At 42.2% G+C, this 20379-nt stretch carries 16 protein-coding genes; 1 reads left to right on the forward strand and 15 read right to left on the reverse strand.

From position 1 onward, the window contains the following. Positions 1-93: 93 nt before the first annotated feature. The 7 genes from GJU41_RS16690 to GJU41_RS16720 all read right to left on the reverse strand — a co-directional run bounded on the left by GJU41_RS16690 (position 94) and on the right by GJU41_RS16720 (position 8483). Positions 94-816, reverse strand: coding sequence for an amino acid ABC transporter ATP-binding protein (locus tag GJU41_RS16690; protein ID WP_170292815.1), 723 nt, complete (start codon positions 814-816; stop codon positions 94-96). After that, positions 809-1468 carry an amino acid ABC transporter permease gene (locus GJU41_RS16695; protein WP_070876687.1) on the reverse strand — a complete coding sequence of 220 codons (660 nt, stop codon included), beginning with the start codon at positions 1466-1468 and terminating at the stop codon, positions 809-811. The genes GJU41_RS16690 and GJU41_RS16695 overlap by 8 nt, the downstream gene beginning before the upstream one ends. A 234-nt stretch (positions 1469-1702) precedes the next feature. Next, entirely contained in the window at positions 1703-2482 is a 780-nt protein-coding gene (locus GJU41_RS16700; protein WP_070876686.1) for a transporter substrate-binding domain-containing protein, read from the reverse strand. A gap of 243 nt (positions 2483-2725) precedes the next feature. Beyond that, on the reverse strand, positions 2726-3163 hold the full coding sequence (locus GJU41_RS16705) for a BrxA/BrxB family bacilliredoxin (RefSeq protein ID WP_070876685.1): 438 nt from the start codon (positions 3161-3163) through the stop codon (positions 2726-2728). A gap of 253 nt (positions 3164-3416) precedes the next feature. Further along, complete coding sequence (meaB, locus tag GJU41_RS16710) at positions 3417-4436, reverse strand: methylmalonyl Co-A mutase-associated GTPase MeaB (RefSeq protein WP_154319133.1); 1020 nt, start codon at positions 4434-4436, stop codon at positions 3417-3419. Further along, the gene (gene scpA, locus GJU41_RS16715; protein WP_154319134.1) at positions 4433-6595 is read right to left on the reverse strand and encodes a methylmalonyl-CoA mutase; all 2163 of its coding nucleotides are present in this window, start codon (positions 6593-6595) and stop codon (positions 4433-4435) included. Before scpA ends, meaB begins: the two co-directional genes overlap by 4 nt. 1 nt (position 6596) lies before the next feature. Further along, positions 6597-8483, reverse strand: coding sequence for a methylmalonyl-CoA mutase family protein (locus GJU41_RS16720; protein ID WP_154319135.1), 1887 nt, complete (start codon positions 8481-8483; stop codon positions 6597-6599). Positions 8484-8882: 399 nt separating this feature from the next. Between GJU41_RS16720 and GJU41_RS16725 the strand changes: the two genes are divergently transcribed. Further along, positions 8883-9785 (forward strand): diacylglycerol/lipid kinase family protein, encoded by a 903-nt coding sequence (locus GJU41_RS16725; RefSeq protein WP_070876681.1) that lies wholly within the window; start codon positions 8883-8885, stop codon positions 9783-9785. A 220-nt stretch (positions 9786-10005) separates the two neighbouring features. On the opposite strand, the gene GJU41_RS16730 is transcribed toward GJU41_RS16725, so the two are convergent. From GJU41_RS16730 to GJU41_RS16765, 8 genes are all read right to left on the reverse strand, one after another. Beyond that, positions 10006-11316 (reverse strand): dihydrolipoamide acetyltransferase family protein, encoded by a 1311-nt coding sequence (locus GJU41_RS16730; protein WP_154319136.1) that lies wholly within the window; start codon positions 11314-11316, stop codon positions 10006-10008. A gap of 30 nt (positions 11317-11346) precedes the next feature. Continuing rightward, positions 11347-12330 (reverse strand): alpha-ketoacid dehydrogenase subunit beta, encoded by a 984-nt coding sequence (locus GJU41_RS16735; RefSeq protein WP_154319137.1) that lies wholly within the window; start codon positions 12328-12330, stop codon positions 11347-11349. 12 nt (positions 12331-12342) lie between these two features. Next, on the reverse strand, positions 12343-13335 hold the full coding sequence (locus tag GJU41_RS16740) for a thiamine pyrophosphate-dependent dehydrogenase E1 component subunit alpha (RefSeq protein ID WP_154319138.1): 993 nt from the start codon (positions 13333-13335) through the stop codon (positions 12343-12345). Positions 13336-13379: 44 nt separating this feature from the next. Further along, the gene (gene lpdA, locus GJU41_RS16745; RefSeq protein WP_154319139.1) at positions 13380-14801 is read right to left on the reverse strand and encodes a dihydrolipoyl dehydrogenase; all 1422 of its coding nucleotides are present in this window, start codon (positions 14799-14801) and stop codon (positions 13380-13382) included. A 17-nt stretch (positions 14802-14818) separates the two neighbouring features. Next, the gene (buk, locus tag GJU41_RS16750) at positions 14819-15934 is read right to left on the reverse strand and encodes a butyrate kinase (protein ID WP_154319140.1); all 1116 of its coding nucleotides are present in this window, start codon (positions 15932-15934) and stop codon (positions 14819-14821) included. A gap of 82 nt (positions 15935-16016) precedes the next feature. Further along, a complete protein-coding gene (gene bcd, locus GJU41_RS16755; protein WP_070876675.1) occupies positions 16017-17111 on the reverse strand; it encodes a branched-chain amino acid dehydrogenase in 1095 nt (364 codons plus the stop codon). Between the two features lie 47 nt (positions 17112-17158). Further along, on the reverse strand, positions 17159-18049 hold the full coding sequence (yqiS, locus tag GJU41_RS16760; protein WP_154319141.1) for a phosphate butyryltransferase: 891 nt from the start codon (positions 18047-18049) through the stop codon (positions 17159-17161). Between the two features lie 146 nt (positions 18050-18195). Further along, positions 18196-20256, reverse strand: coding sequence for a sigma-54 interaction domain-containing protein (locus GJU41_RS16765; RefSeq protein ID WP_154319142.1), 2061 nt, complete (start codon positions 20254-20256; stop codon positions 18196-18198). Positions 20257-20379: the final 123 nt, after the last annotated feature.

Here is a 20379-nt window from a genome sequence, read left to right on the forward strand (position 1 = left end):
TTTTCAAATTAATATGTATAAATGATTATGGCCAAACCTTTTAAAAAACCAAAAAGAAAAAGATGATCATCATGATCATCTTTCACTTTAGGATTATAGCATTTTTTCAAGGAAAATTTGTGCACGTTTCGTTTTAGGATTTGTAAAAAATTCCTTAGGCGGTGCATCTTCAACTAAAATGCCCTCATCCAAAAAGAGGACTCTGTCTGCTACTTCTCTTGCAAATCCCATTTCATGGGTTACAATCGCCATCGTCATACCGGAGAACGCAAGATTTTTCATAACCTCCAATACTTCCTTTACCATCTCTGGATCAAGAGCAGAGGTAGGTTCATCAAACAGCATAACCTCGGGGTTCATTGCAAGCGCCCTTGCAATCGCAACCCGTTGCTTTTGTCCGCCTGATAACCTGCTTGGATATTCATGAGCTTTTTCAGCAAGACCGACTTTCTTTAAAAGTTCGTGCCCCTGTGCTTCTGCTTCCTTTTTGGAAGTTCCCTTAACCGTTAATGGTGCGTATGTTAAGTTTTCCAAAACGGTTTTGTGAGGAAAAAGATGAAAATGCTGAAAAACCATTCCGACATTTTGACGAACTTTATTGATATCTGTTTTTGGATTTGTAATATCATGATCTTTAATCCAGACATGTCCGTCTGTTGGATCTTCCAAACGATTCAAACAGCGCAGAAAGGTAGATTTCCCTGAGCCTGATGGCCCGATAATCGCGACAACCTCTTTTTCAGCAATTGATGTGGTAATTCCTTTAAGCACTTCTAATTTACCAAATGACTTATGAAGATTTTCTACTTTAATCACTGCGCGCCATTCTCCTTTCAACGAGTTTGCCAAGGAGCGTTAAGATGATAACCATGACATAATAGATTAAACCCGCAATTAAGATCGGTTCAAAATAACGGTATGTTTGTCCTCCGACAATATACGAACTTCTCATGATATCCTGTACGCCAATGATGGTTACAATCGCAGATTCCTTAGTGAGCGTAATGAATTCATTCATCAGTGCAGGAAGAATATTTTTGATGGCCTGAGGAAAAATGATATCTTTCATCATTTTTGAATAAGGAACACCTAGAGCCATTGCAGCTTCGCGCTGCCCTTTATCAATTGCCATGATGCCTGCTCTGATAACCTCAGAAATGTATGCGCCTGAATTCAGGGCAAATGTTGCAACTGCTGCTGGATAAGGATCAATCTCAAAGCCAAGTATTTGCGGTGCACCATAATAAATGATTAATAATTGCAAGATGAGCGGCGTGCCGCGAAAAACGGATGTATATGCATCTGCAATCCACATCAGCGGCTTAATTCTGCTGATCTTAAGCAGTGCAAGAATGACAGCAAGAATAAATCCAATTAAAGCAGAAAGTCCTACAATTTTCAATGTAACAGGTATCCCCTGAAGAATAAAAGGTATGGAGGGTGCTATAGCCGGAAAATCCAGATTCATTTTTCATGACACTCCTTTCTGTATAAGGAAATAAGAAAAGCGCAATCGCCCGTTTAGCGCAGGCAGACAGATAAGGATCCGACAGAAAAGGCGCTTTTTGCCTTTCCTGTCGGATCCGTTCTGGCCGAGGAGCCTGAGCGTTGGAGCTAGACACCAATGCGCAAAAATTTTATACATTCTTATTTCTTAAAAAACGTTCAACACTCGTTCCGTTGAACGTTTTTTTAAGTTAACTTATTTTTCTTCTCCGCCGAACCATTTCACGACTAATTTTTCAAGCTCGCCGTTTTCTTTCATTTTCTGAAGCTCTTTGTTGAATTCTTCTGCATACTTGCTGTCTTTAGGGAAAGCAATCGCAGAACCTGCTTCTTCTGTTTCACCGTCTTCAATTGTCACGCCTTCTAGCTCTTTATCCTTTTCAAAATAGCCTTTTGCTACTGTGTCTTCAATAATCGCTGCATCAAAACGGCCTGATTTCATTTCTTGAATCAGTTCAGGAATTCTGTTGCGGTTTTCAACTTTGATGTTTACCTCTTTAGCGATTTCCTCCGCTTTGCCTTCTTGGATTGAAGCAAGCTGAACGCCCACTGTCTTTCCTTCTAAATCTTCAACAGATTTAATGCCGCTGCCTTTTGGAGAGACGATCATATGTTTAGCTGTATAGTATACATCTGAGAAATCCACGCTTTTTTTTCGTTCTTCCGTTGGTGTCATCCCTGCTAAAACAATATCAGCCTTGTTAGCCTGAAGTGCTGGGATTAAACCAGTGAAATCCATGTCCTGAACTTCAATTTCATAACCAAGCTCTTTGCCGATTGCTTTGGCAAGGTCGATGTCAAATCCAATGATTTCACTTCCTTTAGCAGTGTCAATGTACTCAAAAGGAGGATAATCTGCCGATGTTGCCATTTTTAATACTTTTTTCTCTTCTCCAGATCCATTGTCTGAAGATCCGCATGCAGCTAGAACTCCAATCACTAAAATCGAAATCACAAATAATAATAGCTTCTTCATTTTCTTCCCCCTGTAATTTTCTTAAAATTCTAAATTTATTAATATTATCTTCTATAGAATAATATTTTACAAGTGTTTTTTTACGAATAAATATCCGAATAAATGTATTTTAACACATACTTATAAATATGCAATATATAGATTAATAATTTATTTTTATGCAAAAATATTATATTGGAAAAGAATGTTAAACTTTTCGGAAATATAAAAAACCACAAAAAAAACTGCCGTAAAAACGGCAGTTTAGATTTCTTCGCAATGCTGATCAAAAGCTTCTTGAAGCTTTGCTACAACACTCATTGGATCGTGTCCTTCAATTTCATGGCGCTCAACCATAGCTACAAGCTTGCCGTCTTTTAACAGGGCAAACGATGGTGAAGAAGGCGGATAACCAGTGAAATGCTCTCTTGCATATGCAGTTGCATCTTTATCCTGTCCTGCAAACACAGTGACAAGACGGTCAGGTCTTTTATCATAATGAACAGAGTGAGCAGCTGCAGGTCTTGCAATACCGCCTGCACAGCCGCATACTGAGTTGACCATCACAAGAGTTGTTCCTTCTTGCTTAAATGTTTCTTCCACCTCTTCAGGTGTAGTTAATTCTGTATATCCTGCAGCCGTGATTTCTTTTCTTGCTTGTGCGACTACATCATTCATAAACATATTAAAATCGATATTCACGTTATAACCTCTCCTTTACTAACAATACATACAGTTTACCAAGAGTTGCGGCAAATGACCACTGAAATGCGGAACCGACTGTTCAGACCCGACAGACAGATAAGAATTCACCCGAAAAGTCCGGGTTTGACTTTTTGGGGGAATTTGTTCTGGCCGAGGGGCTAGGAGGTGGAGCTGGACACCACTGAAATGCTGAACCGCTTGTTTAGCGCATGAAGATAGATAAATTTTGTCTTCGGGAGAAAAACGGCACTTATCTGCTTAAAAAAGCAGAGATCAGCTCTTTTACACTGCCTGAAACCGGACGCTTTCCTTCCACCACATCTTTTTCATAGCTCTGCATATTGCCTTTTATATAAGTATGCTGAAAAAAATGATGCTTCAGCTGTTCTTCAATCATCTCATAGAGCCATTCCTTCTGCTGAAGCTTCCTTCTGCCATCGAACATTCCGCTTTCTTTTGTTTTCTGTGCAAAAACATTGATTGTCTCCCATATTTCCTGTATTCCTGTTTCATGGAGGGCAGAAGCAGTCACTGCTTTCGTTTCCCAGCCTTGTGTATAGGATTTTAGAAAATGAAGAATATGATTGTACTCATGTTCCGCTTTTTTTGCATGATCACGATTATCTCCATCAGCTTTGTTGACGACCACGAGATCGGGAAGCTCCATAATTCCTTTTTTCATCGTCTGCAGCTCATCTCCGGCACCGGTCAAAACCAATAAAAGGAAAAAATCAACCATGCCTCTTATGGCAAACTCACCCTGTCCGACACCAACAGTTTCAACAAGGATCACATCGTACCCTGCGGCCTCGCAAACAATGATGGATTCCCTTGTTTTCCTCGTGACGCCTCCAAGTATTCCGCTTGATGGAGAAGGTCTGATAAAGGCATCCGGATTGCGTGAGAGCCTTTCCATTCTCGTTTTATCTCCCAGTATACTTCCTTTTGAAACTTGGCTGCTCGGATCGACAGCAAGTACAGCCACTTTATGTCCGAGGCTGCACAAATACGTCCCGAAAGAATCAATGAAAGTGCTCTTTCCTGCACCAGGAACCCCTGTTATCCCGATTCGTATCGAAGAAGTCTCTTTTTGCTGGAGCTCTTCAATCATTTGCTGCGCTTTTTCAAAATGCTTTTCGGCATTGCTTTCCACTAGAGTAATAGCCTGGGCAACAGCCACTCTGTCGCCATTCAGAACACCTTCAATATAGTACTCTGCACTCTTTTCCATACTTCCCGCTTTTTTACGCTTTTGAGGACTTCCTGTCATTCCTCTGCATCCTCATAGCCAAGTCTTTCGTAAATCTTCTCAAGCATAACTTTTGCTGCATTCGGAATAACAGTACCTGGTCCAAATATAGCAGAAGCCCCGCTGTTTAATAAAAATTCATAATCCTGATATGGAATAACTCCTCCGACAATAACGACAATGTCTTCTCTGCCAAGTGCCTTCAATTCTTTTATCAATTGCGGAAGAAGGGTTTTGTGGCCTGCTGCAAGAGAACTCATGCCGACAATATGAACATCATTTTCAACTGCCTGGGCAGCTGTTTCCGCCGGTGTTTGAAATAATGGACCGATATCCACATCAAAACCAAGATCTGCATATGCCGTTGCCACAACCTTTGCACCGCGGTCATGACCATCCTGTCCCATCTTGGCGATTAAGATGCGGGGTCTTCTTCCTTCCAGCTCGGAAAATTCATCCGTCATTCTTCTTACACTTTCGATTTCTTCTTCATTAGAAAATTCAGAGCTGTACACGCCGCTGATGGAACGGATCACTGCCTGATGCCGTTTGGATGCCTTTTCAACCGCATCAGAAATTTCGCCTAAAGTTGCTCTTGCTCTAGCTGCCTCAACAGCAAGCGCAAGCAAATTCCCTTCTCCGCTTCTGACAGCCTCTGTTAATGCTTCAAGTGTCAGGTCCACTCTGCCCTGATCACGTGCCTCTCTCAAAGTCTGAAGCCTTTCAATCTGTTTTCTTCTTACGATTGTGTTATCTATATTCAAAATTTCAATCGGGTCCTCTTCCTCCACTTGAAATTTATTGACGCCTATAATTGTTTCCGTTCCCGAATCTATCTTAGCCTGCCGTTTAGCTGCCGCTTCTTCAATTTTCATTTTAGGAAGCCCTGTTTCAATCGCCTTTGCCATTCCTCCAAGGTTTTCCACCTCTTCAATATGCGCCCATGCCTTATCCATCAGCTGTTTTGTAAGAGATTCTACATAATAAGAACCCCCCCATGGATCGATCACATCGCAGATACCGGTTTCCTGCTGCAAATAAAGCTGAGTGTTTCTGGCAATGCGTGCTGAAAAATCAGTTGGAAGTGCGATGGCTTCATCCAGTGCATTTGTATGCAGTGACTGGGTGTGGCCCATAACAGCAGCATGTGCTTCAATGCATGTTCTGACAACATTGTTAAACGGATCCTGTGCTGTCAAACTCCAGCCTGAAGTTTGGGAATGTGTTCTGAGAGCCAGTGATTTAGGGTTTCCAGGATTAAATTCTTTGACAATTTTGGCCCACATTAGCCTTGCCGCCCTCATCTTTGCAACTTCCATAAAATAATTCATGCCGATTGCCCAAAAAAAGGAAAGTCTCGGAGCGAATTCATCAATATCAAGGCCTGCTTTTAACCCTGTCCGGATATATTCAAGTCCGTCAGCCAATGTATAAGCAAGCTCGATATCCGCTGTGGCACCCGCTTCCTGCATATGATAGCCGGAAATACTGATGCTGTTGAATTTAGGCATATATTTCGCCGTATATTCAAAAATATCCCCGATAATCCTCATTGATGTTTCTGGAGGATAAATGTATGTATTCCGGACCATATATTCTTTTAAAATGTCATTTTGAATCGTGCCTGCCAGTTTATCCTTAGAAACTCCCTGTTCCTCAGCCGTCACAATATAAAAGGCCATGATTGGCAGAACAGCTCCGTTCATCGTCATTGATACTGACATTTGATCCAGCGGAATCTCATCAAAAAGGATTTTCATATCAAGAATGGAGTCAATAGCTACGCCTGCTTTCCCTACATCCCCTTCAACTCGCGGGTGATCAGAATCGTATCCTCTGTGGGTCGCGAGATCAAAAGCAACGGATAAACCCTTTTGTCCCATGGCTAAATTCCGTCGGTAGAAAGCATTGCTGTCTTCTGCGGTTGAAAAACCGGCATACTGCCTGATTGTCCAGGGTCTGTTCACATACATGGTTGAGTAAGGCCCTCTAAGAAAAGGCGCAATGCCCGGATAGCTGTCCAAATAAGGCATATTTTTTCGGTCTTCTGAAGTATAAGAAGCTTTTAAGGGAATCCCTTCATTCGATTGAAAAGATTCGGCAGCGTGAACGTTTTCCTGATTTTTTTCGGCAGAACTGCCGCTGATCAATTCTACATTCGCAAGATTAATTCGAGTCATATTACGATACCCCCAATTGAAGCTGCAATTTTTTTAAGAAGGCATAAACATCCATTCCGTGATAGATGCATTCATGAATGCCGCGCTGTTCAAGTTTATCTTTATCAAGCCGTCCCGCTGCATAAACGCTTGCGCCTTGCAATCCCTTTATGAAATCAAGCGATTCGTACGCCTCATCTTTCCCGCATACGATGATAGGCTTGTCCGGCCATTCCAGCTGATCAGCTTTCAAAATCACAGTCTCTATACCACCTGCAGAAAGCATGCCTGTTACAAAATCAAGCCGCGGTTTATATTCAAGCAGCTTTCCAAGCACTATGACTCCAACTTTTGGATAGTTCCCGAATTTGCTTTTGTATCTAGCTGAATCAGCCCTGAGTCCTTCAAATTGTTCAGCAAGCCTCATTGATAACAGATGAGTCAATTCGTCATTTGACTTGTCACCTATTAATCCTGCATTTATTTCACTTGCTTTTACCGTTTTTGCGTCTTTCATCCATTCTTTCAATGAGGCGTCGCGGCCAGTCCCGCCCGCTTCTGTAATTGGAATTTGCCCTTCAGTTTTTCGGATTTCTAGTTCAGGCTCCTGCAAATTCGCATAATGGTTCGTTCCAATCAGCTGCACCTTTCGTTTACTGACATCTTCCAGTCTTAGCGCCAGAAGAGTACGCAATTTTTCCTGAATATAATTTTGCCTTGCTGCCTGCACGAATCCGCCCATCGTTTCAATCGACTGAATTTCCTTCCAGGCAAGTTCCGCAAGCTCAGCAGTGATCTCTTCAATGTACCATGAGCCTCCTGCAGGGTCAGCAACTTTAGACAGAAGACTTTCTTCTTTCAAAATAAAGTGAGTATTTCTTGCAATTCTGTCTCCTGTTTTGCTGACGTCACCAAGCACTTCATCAAAAGGTGCAATCGTTAAGCTGGTCACCCCGCCGATAGCAGCTGAAAATGCTTCTGTAGTTGCTCTCAGCATATTTACGTGCAAATCATGCTTTGTCTTATTGAATGTTGATGCAGCGGCATGCAAAACAAGAGGATAACGATCCGCACTTGCCCCAAATGCTGTCAGGATGGTTGTCCATATTTTTTTAGCCGCTCTGAATTTAGCAATCTCCATAAAAAAATTAGATCCGGCAGAGAACGTAAAACCGACCCTGTCAGCAAACTGGTCGATCCAAAAGCCACGTTCTTTTAATGCATTTAATAACTCAATTGCATTAGAAAACGTATATGCCAGCTCTTCTTTTGCAGATCCGCCTGCATTGTAGAAAATTTCACCATTAAATAAAACAGCTCTTACATTAGGCAAATTTTCCTGATCCAGTATTTCGATCATTTCCGCCAGCCATTCTATTTTCTTCGTTGAAGAAACAAGGTCCGATCCGCTAATCCATTCACCGTATGGATCAAAAGCGAACGAGCCTTTACAATCTTTATTTTTCAAATACGTTATAAACAATGGGAAGAATCCGATATTGCCCTGCAATGAGATATGGAATTCTGTTTGTTCCAAGTCGATGCCATCGAATGCTGTGCAAATGTCCTGATAGGTTTCCAAATACCTAATGTCTTCTAAGTGAATGATATCCTGGCCCCGCTGCATGGTTTGCCGAATTTCTTCATTTAACTGTTCTGGTGTTTTTGAGCGCTGAAGTTTTTGGCTGACAGACCAATCATTTCTTTTCTGGACAGCGGTGCCCATATTTTCCCCGCTGGATTGCGTATTGTGCTCAGTATATAATGGATTTAGAGTAATGCCTTCATATGTTTTTTTGGAAAGACTTTGAATGCTTTTCCCCTTTAAAGCTTTCTCGGCCTCTTCCACCCACATTTGTTCGGATGCTTTTTCAAAATCATTTATTTCATGATTGATTCTTTGCTTCATACTCCCGCTTCCCGGATAGGAAGCCCACCCCCTTGACGCAAAAGAATGCGTTTACATTTTTGAAAATAGTAAAAACTTAATCTATTTCATTTTATTATACCTTTACGCAATCAGCAATTCTATTTCAATAATGAAACCTTAAAGCTCATTTAGACGTATTTATCTAAAAAATGTTTCAATTATATTAAGAGAGGTTAATTTAAAGATGAAGAGAAAATTCGGAGAAAAAAAGAAACGCAAAAAACGGGGGAATTGGTTAGTCGACACTTTACTTGAGTGTATCGGCTTGATTGAATATCTTATCCTTCTTCCGTTTAGAATTCTCATTTTCACTATAAAGTCCTTAATCAATTTATTTAATTTTTAATCCTATTCTGCAAACTCATAAGGGGTTTTTTTATGGCGAAATATAAAAAAGGCATGCTGATCTATAATGGAAATGCCGGCCAGAAGGATGCTGAAAAAACACTTGGCATCTGTGTTCCGATTATTTCTCTGCATGTGGAACAGCTCTTGCTGCTTCAAACATCAAAACCTCTGGATGCACAGGAATACTGCAGGTCGCACGGTGAGAACATGGACATCGTGATTATACTGGGCGGAGATGGCACGGTACATGAGTGTATAAACGGACTTGGCGGACTGATTCAAAGACCGGTTATCGCCATTTTGCCCGGCGGAACATGCAACGACTTTTCAAGAACACTCGGCATTCCGCAAAATTTAAAGAAAGCCACTGAATCATTATTTGCAGGTGAAATCCGCGGAACAGACGCTGCAGAAACCAGCGAAGGATACTTCCTCAATTTTTGGGGCATCGGCCTTGTTGCGGAAACATCTGAAAATATTAATGACACCGAAAAAGCACTGCTCGGAAAAGTCAGCTATTTTCTAAGCGCGTTTCGAACGATTAAATCCATGAAGCCCTTTCACTTCAGACTGAAGCTTGATGACACCTGGATTGAAGAAGAAGCGATTATGGTGCTGATTGCCAATGGCAAAATCATCGGCACAAATGTGCTGCCTCATCCTGATATCAAAATCGATGACGGCCTTGCCGATATTTTCATTATTAAAGAAGCCAGTTTTTCACTTATTAAAGAAGTGATGACAATGAAAGATAACATTGAATGGAATCATATAGATTCTCAGCTGATGCACTATCAGGCAAGCAGCATGCAAATTGAAACAAAAGAAGAAATGAGCGTCGATACAGACGGCGAAGTTTATTCAAAAACACCAGAAACCATCACGATCTTACATAACCACTTTCAAATGCTTTCTCCTAAGGAGCAAATATAATAAAAAGCCATCACATGACAAAAAGTGATGGCTTTTTTACTTATTGTTAAGGAAATTATAAAAGGTAAAAAGTTGTGGATATATAAATAAAGTTATCTGCGGTAAGCGTAAGCGTCTAGATCCTCGGTAAACGAATCCGCCAAAAAAGTCGGAACCCGGACTTTTCTGTCGGATTCTTATCTGCCTGCCTGCGCGGGCCTTGGCATTTCCGCTTTTGTTCTTAATAAACAGAAGTCGTTTCTTTTGACGTATTCTCTAAAATTTCTTTTACTCTGGCCAGGAATCTGCCGCACACTAAACCGTCAAGCACACGATGATCAAGAGACATGCATAGATTCACCATATCGCGTACCGCGATCATACCGTTGTTCATCACAACTGGACGTTTTACGATGGATTCCACCTGAAGAATGGCAGCCTGCGGGTAGTTGATGATCCCCATAGACTGTACAGATCCAAATGAACCTGTATTGTTTACTGTAAAGGTGCCGCCTTTCATTTCATCTGCAGTTAACTTCCCAGCACGGACCTTGCCTGCAAGTTCAGAAATTTCACGGGCTATGCCTTTGATTGTTTTTTCATCAGCATGTTTAATCACGGGAACATACAAAGCATCTTCTGTTGCAACCGCGATTGAGATATTGATGTCTTTCTTTTGAATAATGCTCTCGCCTGCCCACATTGAATTGATCTGCGGGAATTCTTTTAATGCTTGAGCGACAGCTTTGACGAAAAATGCAAAGAATGTAAGATTAAATCCTTCTTTTTGCTTGAATTCATTCTTGATTGTATTGCGGTATTCAACCAGATTGGTTGCATCCACTTCAATCATCGTCCAGGCATGAGGTGCCTCATGCTTGCTTCGCAGCATGTTAGAAGCAATCGCTTTGCGGATGCCGGTAACAGGAATTTCAATATCTCCCGGCTGTGCAGAAACAGATGCAGCAGGTGCTGATTGTGCAGTTTTCTGCGGTGCAGCTGCTGGTGCAGTTTGCTGTACGTCTGCTTTAGCTGGTGATTCTTGTGCAGCAGCATTTCCTTTGTCCGCTGATGAAGGGATATTTCCGCTCTCAATGATTTGCTGCAGGTCTTTTCTTGTAATTCTTCCGCCGGCGCCTGTACCTGCAACCTGTTCAAGATCGATGTCGTTTTCCTGTGCTAAGCGCAGGACAGCAGGAGAATATCGTTTCTTGTTTGATTGGTCTGTTTGCTCTGCAGGTTCTGCTTTTTGCATTTCCTCTGAAGCCGATGAAACTGGTGCGATTGATGCTTTAGCATCTTCGCTTTCACCGCCGACTTCAACTTTACAAATAATTTCGCCGACAGCGAGCGTATCACCTTCATCTGCAACCAATTCTTTGATTACGCCTGTAAATGAAGATGGAACTTCTGCATTTACTTTATCTGTCATAACCTCAGCAATCGGATCGTATTTGTTTACAGTATCACCGACTGATACAAGCCATTTGCTGATGGTGCCTTCCGTTACACTTTCCCCAAGCTGGGGCATTGTCATCTGTTCAACTGCCATGTCTGTTCCCTCCTCAAATGAAAATCTTCTTTAAAATTCAGCAAGCTTCCGCATAGCCGCTTCTACTTTATCTGGATTGATCATAAAATATTTTTCCATTGTTGGAGCATATGGCATTGCCGGCACATCAGGCCCTGCAAGACGCATGATTGGAGCATCCAAATCAAATAGGCAGTTTTCAGCGATGATGGCTGACACTTCGCTCATGATGCTTCCTTCTTTGTTGTCTTCTGTAAGCAGCATCACTTTTCCTGTTTTAGAAGCAGCTTCAATAATTGCTTCTTTATCAAGCGGATATACTGTGCGCAAATCAAGAATATGCGCTGAAATGCCATCCTGTGCAAGTTTTTCTGCAGCTTGGAGTGCAAAATGCACGCACAGGCCGTAAGTGATGATTGTAAGATCTTCACCTTCACGCTTCACATCGGCTTTTCCGATCGGCAGTACATAATCATCGTCAGGAACCTCGCCTTTGATGAGGCGGTATGCTCTTTTATGTTCAAAAAACAGAACTGGATCATCGTCTCTAATTGCAGCCTTTAAGAGTCCTTTTACATCATAAGGAGTTGAAGGCATCACAATTTTAAGACCAGGCTGATTGGCAAATAAAGCTTCGACCGATTGAGAGTGATAGAGAGCTCCATGTACGCCTCCTCCATAAGGAGCACGGATCGTAATCGGACAATTCCAATCATTGTTTGAACGATAGCGGATTTTGGCAGCCTCTGAAACGATTTGATTGACTGCAGGCATGATAAAGTCCGCAAATTGCATTTCTGCGATTGGTCTCATTCCGTACATGGCAGCGCCAATTCCCACACCTGCAATCGCTGATTCTGCAAGCGGAGTATCAATGACGCGCTCTTCTCCAAACTTGTCGTACAATCCGGCTGTTGCTTTAAAAACTCCGCCTTTTTTGCCTACATCTTCCCCAAGCACGAAAACTTTTGGATCACGTTCCATCTCTTCACGAATCGCCATCGTGACAGCTTCTATATAAGAAATGACTGGCATTGTTCTTCCCCCTTACTCTGCGTATACATATTTAAGTGCTGACTCTGCATCTGCATATGGAGCACTTTCAGCGTAATCTGTTGCTTCGTTTACAACCTTCATGATCCCGTCATGAATTTCTTTTTCCAACTCATCCGTCATGACGCCAGTTTCTTTTAAATAAGCGGCAAATTTTAAGATCGGATCATTCTTCTTAGCTTCTGAAACTTCTTCCTGCCCGCGATATGAACGATCATCGTCATCACTTGAGTGAGGAGTCAGACGGTATGAGATTGCTTCTATAAGTGTAGGACCCTCTCCGCGGCGGCCTCTGTCTGCAGCTTCTTTTACTGCCTGATACACTTCAAGCGGATCATTTCCATCCACTGTAAAGCCAGGCATTCCATAGCCAATCGCACGGTCTGAGATTTTCTCGCATGCAACTTGCTTTTCGTAGGGAACACTGATTGCATATTTATTATTTTCACACATGAAAATAACAGGCAGCTTATGTACTCCTGCAAAGTTTGCTCCTTCATGGAAATCTCCCTGGTTTGAAGAGCCTTCCCCAAACGTGACAAACGTGACAAGATCCTTTTTCTCCATTTTGCCCGCAAGAGCAATTCCAACCGCATGCGGCACTTGAGTTGTAACCGGTGATGAGCCTGTAACAATGCGATTTTCTTTTTGGCCAAAGTGACCGGGCATTTGGCGGCCTCCTGAGTTTGGATCTTCTGCTTTTGCAAATCCGGAAAGCATCAATTGCTTTGCAGTCATGCCAAACGCAAGCACAACACCCATATCACGGTAATAAGGAAGGGCATAGTCTTTTTTGCGGTCAAGTGCAAATGCAGCACCAACCTGAGCCGCTTCCTGTCCCTGACATGAAATCACGAATGGAATTTTCCCTGAACGGTTGAGCAGCCACATGCGTTCATCGATTTTGCGCGCCATGACCATTGTTTCATACATTTCAAGAACTTCTTGATCAGATAAACCAAGTGTTTTATGACGATTTTCAGCCATCATTTTGCCTCCTTAAAAATCAGTATGTAAGGGATATGTTCCCTTTAAGAATGAATTGCTTTCCCATCAACAGCAAGTGCCGCTTCACCTATTGCTTCAGACAGAGTTGGATGAGGATGAATGGTTTGTCCAATTTCCCACGGTGTTGCATCAAGCACCATCGCAAGCCCTGCTTCAGAAATCATATCAGTTACATGCGGTCCAATCATATGAACACCAAGGAGATCATCTGTTTTAGCATCGGCAATTAATTTGACAAACCCATCGGATTCCCCAAAAACAAGCGCTTTGCCGATCGCACGGAATGAAAATTTACCTGTTTTCACTTCATATCCCGCTTCTTTCGCTTCATCTTCTGTATAGCCGACACTTGCAATTTCAGGTGTGCTGTATACACATCTGGAAACTTTCTTATAGTCAATTGCAGAAGGAGTATGTCCGGCAATATGTTCAACTGCTGTAATGCCCTCATGTGAAGCCACATGCGCAAGCTGAAGTCCGCCAATAACGTCGCCAATCGCATAGATATGTGATTCTTTCGTCTGCATAAATTGATTGGTCTTAATGAAGCCATTTTCAAGCTGAATATCTGTATTTTCAATCCCGATGCCTTCAACATTTGCCTGACGTCCAACAGATACAAGAATTTTTTCAGCAGAGAATGTCTTCACTTCACCTTTATGCTCAGCACTGATAGAAACAGCTTCTCCTTTTTCAAGGGTTTCAGACAGAACTTTAGCCCCTGTTACAAGGTTAATGCCTTTTTTCTTAAGCAAGCGCTGCATTTCTTTGGATATTTCAGCATCTTCAGTAGGAAGGATACGGTCTGCGTACTCAAGGACAGTTACCTCAAGTCCAAAATCAGACAGCATGGATGCCCACTCTATTCCAATTACTCCACCGCCAACAATAATGATTGATTTAGGCAGCGATTCAAGCGCAAGTGCTTCATCTGACGTTAAAACAGATTCACCGTCAATTTCAAGGCCAGGCAGACTGCGCGGTCTTGACCCTGTAGAGACAATCACATTTTTAGGAATGAGCATTTCATTCTCTTCGCCGTTATTCATTTCAACAGAAATGGTTCCGGGCATTGGGGAGAAAATAGACGGACCCAAAATACGGCCTGTCCCTTCATAGACATCGATTTTTCCCTGCTTCATTAAATGCTGGACGCCTTTATGCAGGGCATCAATAATCGATTGTTTGCGCTCTTGAACCTTCGTGAAATCGAGCTCAACACCTGATGTAATGACGCCAAACTCTTCGCTTCTTTTCGCTGTAGCAAACACTTCCGCACTTCTAAGCAACGCTTTGCTTGGAATACACCCGGCATGAAGACAAGTGCCTCCTAGTTTTCCTTTTTCAACAATCGCTGTTTTTAAACCCAGCTGGCTTGCGCGAATCGCGGCTACATATCCGCCTGTTCCGCCGCCTACAATGACGAGATCATAATCTGTTGCCATGCTGATGCTCCTCTCTTTTAAACCTGGTTGTAGATCTTAGAATCCACTCTTTTATTCGGATATTCCTTGGCTTCTTCTTCCCCGCGGAGAACGCGAAGAGCCCCTTCAGTTAATGCCTGAAGTTCATTTTCACCCGGAAAGACATTCACATCTGCAATCCAATCAATGTAGGAAGAAATTTCTTTTACGAATTTTTTCCCGTAGGCAAGGCCTCCTGTAAGAATGATTGCATCTACTTTCCCTTTTAAAACAGCGCTTGCTGCACCGATTTCTTTGCCGATTTGATAGGCCATTGCATCAAATACAAGTTTAGCCTTTTGATCACCAGCAGAGATCATGCGTTCAACCTTCTGGCCGTCATTGGTGCCAAGATACCCGACCAGCCCGCCTTTTCCAACAAGCATTTTCATAACTTCCTCACGATAATAATCACCTGAATAACAGAGGTTCACCAGATCACCTGCAGGTACAGTGCCTGCCCGTTCAGGACTGAAAGGGCCATCTCCATGAAGTCCGTTGTTGACATCAATTACTTTTCCAAGCCTGTGTACGCCGACCGTGATTCCGCCGCCCATATGAGCCACAATCAGGTTCATTTCGCTGTATTTTTTGCCGTACTGCTGAGCAACTTTCCTTGCAACGGATTTTTGGTTTAAGGCATGAAAAATACTCTTTCGTTCGATGGATGGAACTCCGGATACTTTTGCAATCGTTTCCATTTCATCTACAACTACCGGATCCACAATGAAAGAAGGTATATTTAGCCCGCCGGCTATTTCAAATGCGATGATGCCTCCCAAATTTGAAGCGTGCTGTCCTGCAAAACCGATGCGGAGATCTTGCAGCATTTGTTCATTTACATGGTATGTTCCGCCCTCTATCGGACGAAGCAGTCCGCCTCTTCCGCATACCGCGCTTAATTTAGAGATGTTAATGCCTTCTTCATCCAGCGTTTCAAGTATTGTTTGTTTTCTGAATTCATACTGATCAATAACGCTGTTAAAAGCATTAATTTTATCTGCATCATGACGGATTGTTTTTTCAAAAATCGATCGTTCATTATCAAATACACCAATTTTCGTCGAGGTCGAACCCGGGTTTATGACGAGAATCCGATATTCTTTTTCTTGCAACTTCCAAAACCTCCAAATATGAGAAAGATCAGACAGCGCATCGACACGCTGCCTGCTTAACTCTTCTCAAAAAAATTGCCTATTAGCGGCGGCTTAAAATGTGATGTCCATTTTGCAGAAACTGACTGCGGGAATTTCTCATTCTTTCAATGCGCTCTTCCGCTAAACGATCAGCTGCCGCATATGTAGGGATGCCGTCGCGTTTTGCAATTTCAAATACACGTTCAATATTTTGATAAATGCCTTCTACTTTTTTCATCGCTCTTTCGCTGTTGTAGCCAAGCAGCTCATCCGCTACATTAATTACGCCTCCAGCATTAATGACATAGTCCGGTGCATAAGCAATTCCCATTTCATGTATCGTATCGCCATGACGAGTTTCTCTTAATTGGTTATTTGCAGCACCTGCAATGACCTTAGCTTTGATTTGCGGGATCGTATCGTCATTGATAGTAGCTCCAAGTGCACACGGTGCATAAATATCGCAGTCCACTCCGTAAATTTCATCTGGATCTACAGCTTTAGCTCCGAAAGCTTCAACAGCTCTTTGAACCGCTTCTTTATTAATATCCGTCACAATCAGCTGTGCGCCTTCTTCGTGCAAATGTCTGCAGAGGTTGAATGCAACGTTGCCGACACCTTGAACTGCAACAGTCTTGCCTTCTAATGAATCTGTGCCGAACGCAGCTTTTGCAGCAGCTTTCATTCCGCGGTATACGCCGAACGCCGTTACAGGAGACGGGTTTCCTGAAGATCCGAAAGCAGGTGAAATACCCGTTACATAATCTGTTTCTTCGTGGATCAAATCCATATCTTCAACAGTAGTGCCGACATCTTCAGCTGTAATATAACGGCCATTAAGTCCTTGAATGTAGCGGCCGAAAGCGCGGAACATTTCTTCGTTTTTATCTTTGCGGGGATCACCGATGATAACTGTTTTCCCTCCGCCAAGGTTTAATCCTGCAGCTGCATTTTTGTAAGTCATACCCTTGGCTAAGCGAAGAGCATCTTCAATTGCATCTGCTTCTGAAGCGTATGTCCACATGCGCGTGCCGCCAAGTGCAGGTCCTAAAGTTGTATCATGAATAGCGATAATAGCTTTCAGCCCTGATTGTTTATCTTGGCAAAATACCAATTGCTCATAATCATATTGTTCCATATATTTGAAAATTTCCATGTGTAATTCCTCCTAAAGTTCTTTTCATTTCATATCCGGTTTGTCTCTTAACTAGAACAAATCGCCAAAGCTAGCGAGTATAGCTTGCTTTCAGCTGAATCAGCACGGCTGGTTAAGACAATCGGGGCTTTTGCACCTGCAATGATGGCTCCTACTTTTGCATTAGCAAAATACATGAGCGATTTATATAAAACATTGCCAACTTCAATGGTTGGTACTAAAAGAATATCAGCCTGTCCTGCGACAACGCTTGTGATGCCTTTATGCTCTGCAGCTTCAAATGAAACAGCATTATCAAGTGCAAGCGGGCCATCAACGATACAATCTTTTATCTGCCCTCTTTTGTTCATTTGGCTGAGAGCAGCTGCATCGAGCGTCGCCTGCATGGAAGGATTTACAACTTCAACAGCTGCAAGGGGCGCTACTTTTGGAACATCTATCCCAATCTTCCTTGCTACCATGACAGAATTTACAAGAATCTGCTTTTTCTGCTCCAGATCTGGTGCAAGATTCATCGCTGCATCCGTTACAATCGTGTATCTGTCGTAGCCTGGCACTTCAAAAACCGCTACATGGGATAGAATTTTGCCCGTGCGAAGTCCATATTCCTTGTTTAAAACCGCTTTTAAAATAACGGCTGTAGGAACATTTCCTTTCATTAATACGTCCGCTTCATTTTGAAAGACAGCTTTAACAGCAAATTCTGAAGCTTGTTCAACGGATCTTGCATGCTTAATTGAAAACTTTTTAGCGTCAGCACTTCTTTCTTGAAGCATGATTTCAATTTCTTCTTTATTTCCGAACAAAATAAATTCGGCCAGTCCCCGTTCTGAAGCTTCCAAAACTGCTTCAAGCACTTCTGGATCTTCTGCAGAGGCCACTGCCACTGTTTTGTTCTCAAGCTGGGCTGCTTTTTCTAGCAGGTCTTCTAAGTTCATCGTGTTTTCAACCCCTTCAAGATGTAGTCACAGCACCCGTTATTTTATAATGCAAGAAGCGTGCCAACATAAAATCTTGTAAACGCTTCATCTCATCGAGCATAAAACATGCAATTTGTTTCATACCATGCAATATATTGCGTGCATTACTTTGCAAGATTGTATTTTTCTATTTTATAATACAGGTTTCTTAGCGAAATACCTAATGAAAGGGCGGTTTTTGTCCGATTAAAATGATGCTTGTTCAATGCTTCTCTTATTAATACTTCTTCTAGCTGTTCGATTGATTCTGCAAGAGTCTGATTGCCGCTGCCTTCTATAGAATAGGCTATTACCCCGGACTTTTTTTCATCATCCTGTGCGAGTTCCGGCAAATGCTGAGCAGTAATTTCGGTTTCATTGTATTTCATAAAAATCATGGCTCTTCCTAGAACATTCTCAAGCTCCCTTACATTACCAGGCCAGCTGTGCGCAACAAGCATGCTTAAAGCTGATTCTTCAATTCCTTCAATACTTCTGCCATAGTCCTGATTCAGTTTTCTGATAAGATGCTCAGCAAGCATAGGAATATCACTTTTCCGGTTCCTGAGCGGCGGGATCGAAATTGGATAACGATTTAACCGGTAATACAAATCTTCACGGAATGTGCCGTCTGCCATAGCCTTTTCAATATTAATATTTGTTGCAGCGATAACTCTTACATTAATTGGAATGGTTTTCGTTGAACCAACGCGGACAATTTCTTTTTCCTGCAGCACACGGAGCAATTTTGCCTGTACATTTGCCGAAAGCTCGCCAATTTCATCAAGAAAAATGCTCCCTTTGTTGGCTTCTTCAAAAAAACCTCTTTTTCCGCCCCTCTTCGCTCCTGAAAAAGCCCCTTCTTCATAGCCGAACAGCTCGCTTTCAAGCAGCGTTTCTGAAATAGCCGCACAATTCACACGGATAAACTTGTTATACTTCCGGTCGCTTGCATTATGGATTGCATGGGCGAATAATTCTTTTCCTGTCCCTGATTCCCCTCTTAATAGAACAGTCGCAGGTGTTTTAGCCCCTAGCTTCGCTTGTTCAATCGCAAGCTTGATCTCTTCGCTTCCCCCGATAATATCTTCAAAGGCATACTTCGCTTCAAGTGTTCTGATGATTTGTCTGGCTCTGTGCAATTCTGTCGTTAAAGTCTGAATCTCGGACACATCATGAATAATGCCCACACTTCCTTTTAGTTTTCCATCAACAATGATCGGAGCTACATTTACAATGACGTCTTTCTTGCCAGGGCCAACCTTCATCCGCACACCTCTGACAGGTCTTCTCGTTTCAAGAACCTTCATATGCATGCTTTCACCCTCAGATATATCAGCCGTCGCAGGCTTTCCCAGCACTTGTTCTTCAGTCAGGCCAGTCATCCTTGAATAAGCAGGATTAATCAAAATCCCTCTTCCTTCTTCATCTACAACAGTTATGGCCTCGTCAGATGATTGAATGATGGCTTGAAGAAGCGTTTGAATTTCCTTTAAGTTTGTCATTTCTTCTGCAAGGTTCACAATATCGGTAATATCTTTAAACAAGGAAAGGGCACCGAGCAGTGTTCCCGAGTCATCAAAGATCGGGATTCTTGTTGTAATAATTTTAAGGCCATTTTCAAGTACCTGTTCCTGATTCATTTCCACTTCTTTTGTTTTCAGGATTCTTGGAAGCTTGCTTGAAGGAATCATCTCTTCAATAAGACGTCCAATCACATTTCCCTTTTTTAACCCTGTCATCCGCTCTGCTGTTTTATTGAAAAGAATCAGCCGTTCCTTATCATCGATGACGATCATGCCGTCATTCGTTGAATCAAAAATGGTTTCATGCTTATGTGTAATATCTTTTAACGCTGTAATTAAATCCTCTTTCTGATTGATCAGATTGGAAATAATGTGAGCGACAGTCCCTGGGATAATGACCGTATTTCTGCTTCTGCACTGCAGCAGGTCCTCAAATACCTCATTGCTTCCAGTTGCCTCAATCACAATATTGATCTGATCGGAAAGCAGCGGCTTCCATTCAGAACTTGTCAAAATTCCAAGCTTTTTTGCAAGCTGCATGCCTGGCGCTTCCGGTTCAATGTCCACTACTGCCATAATTTCCATCGCTTTTATTTCCAAAAGCATTTTGAGGAGTGTTGTCCCGCCTTTTCCCGCACCTACCAGCAAGACCTTTTGCATAATGTTAACCCCTTACCGTTTTTTATATGTAAAATATGTATATGAATGATTTGTGCAAAATTTTGCACGGTTTTATCATATCATTTTTTGTTCACTTGACAAATTGTTTTTTTCGTTGAACAA

This window comes from Metabacillus idriensis, assembly GCF_009674765.1.
In the GTDB taxonomy this organism is placed as follows: domain Bacteria; phylum Bacillota; class Bacilli; order Bacillales; family Bacillaceae; genus Bacillus_P; species Bacillus_P idriensis.

What these genes read in the sequence shown, in the direction of transcription:
- GJU41_RS16725 (WP_070876681.1), top strand. Translation starts at nt 8,883, where the DNA reads ATGGCGAAATATAAAAAAGGCATGCTGATCTATAATGGAAATGCCGGC.
- lpdA (WP_154319139.1), bottom strand. Translation starts at nt 14,801, where the DNA reads ATGGCAACAGATTATGATCTCGTCATTGTAGGCGGCGGAACAGGCGGA.
- GJU41_RS16695 (WP_070876687.1), bottom strand. Translation starts at nt 1,468, where the DNA reads ATGAATCTGGATTTTCCGGCTATAGCACCCTCCATACCTTTTATTCTT.
- GJU41_RS16765 (WP_154319142.1), bottom strand. Translation starts at nt 20,256, where the DNA reads ATGCAAAAGGTCTTGCTGGTAGGTGCGGGAAAAGGCGGGACAACACTC.
- GJU41_RS16740 (WP_154319138.1), bottom strand. Translation starts at nt 13,335, where the DNA reads ATGGCTGAAAATCGTCATAAAACACTTGGTTTATCTGATCAAGAAGTT.
- scpA (WP_154319134.1), bottom strand. Translation starts at nt 6,595, where the DNA reads ATGACTCGAATTAATCTTGCGAATGTAGAATTGATCAGCGGCAGTTCT.
- meaB (WP_154319133.1), bottom strand. Translation starts at nt 4,436, where the DNA reads ATGACAGGAAGTCCTCAAAAGCGTAAAAAAGCGGGAAGTATGGAAAAG.
- GJU41_RS16730 (WP_154319136.1), bottom strand. Translation starts at nt 11,316, where the DNA reads ATGGCAGTTGAACAGATGACAATGCCCCAGCTTGGGGAAAGTGTAACG.
- GJU41_RS16720 (WP_154319135.1), bottom strand. Translation starts at nt 8,483, where the DNA reads ATGAAGCAAAGAATCAATCATGAAATAAATGATTTTGAAAAAGCATCC.
- GJU41_RS16700 (WP_070876686.1), bottom strand. Translation starts at nt 2,482, where the DNA reads ATGAAGAAGCTATTATTATTTGTGATTTCGATTTTAGTGATTGGAGTT.
- bcd (WP_070876675.1), bottom strand. Translation starts at nt 17,111, where the DNA reads ATGGAAATTTTCAAATATATGGAACAATATGATTATGAGCAATTGGTA.
- yqiS (WP_154319141.1), bottom strand. Translation starts at nt 18,049, where the DNA reads ATGAACTTAGAAGACCTGCTAGAAAAAGCAGCCCAGCTTGAGAACAAA.
- GJU41_RS16735 (WP_154319137.1), bottom strand. Translation starts at nt 12,330, where the DNA reads ATGCCAGTCATTTCTTATATAGAAGCTGTCACGATGGCGATTCGTGAA.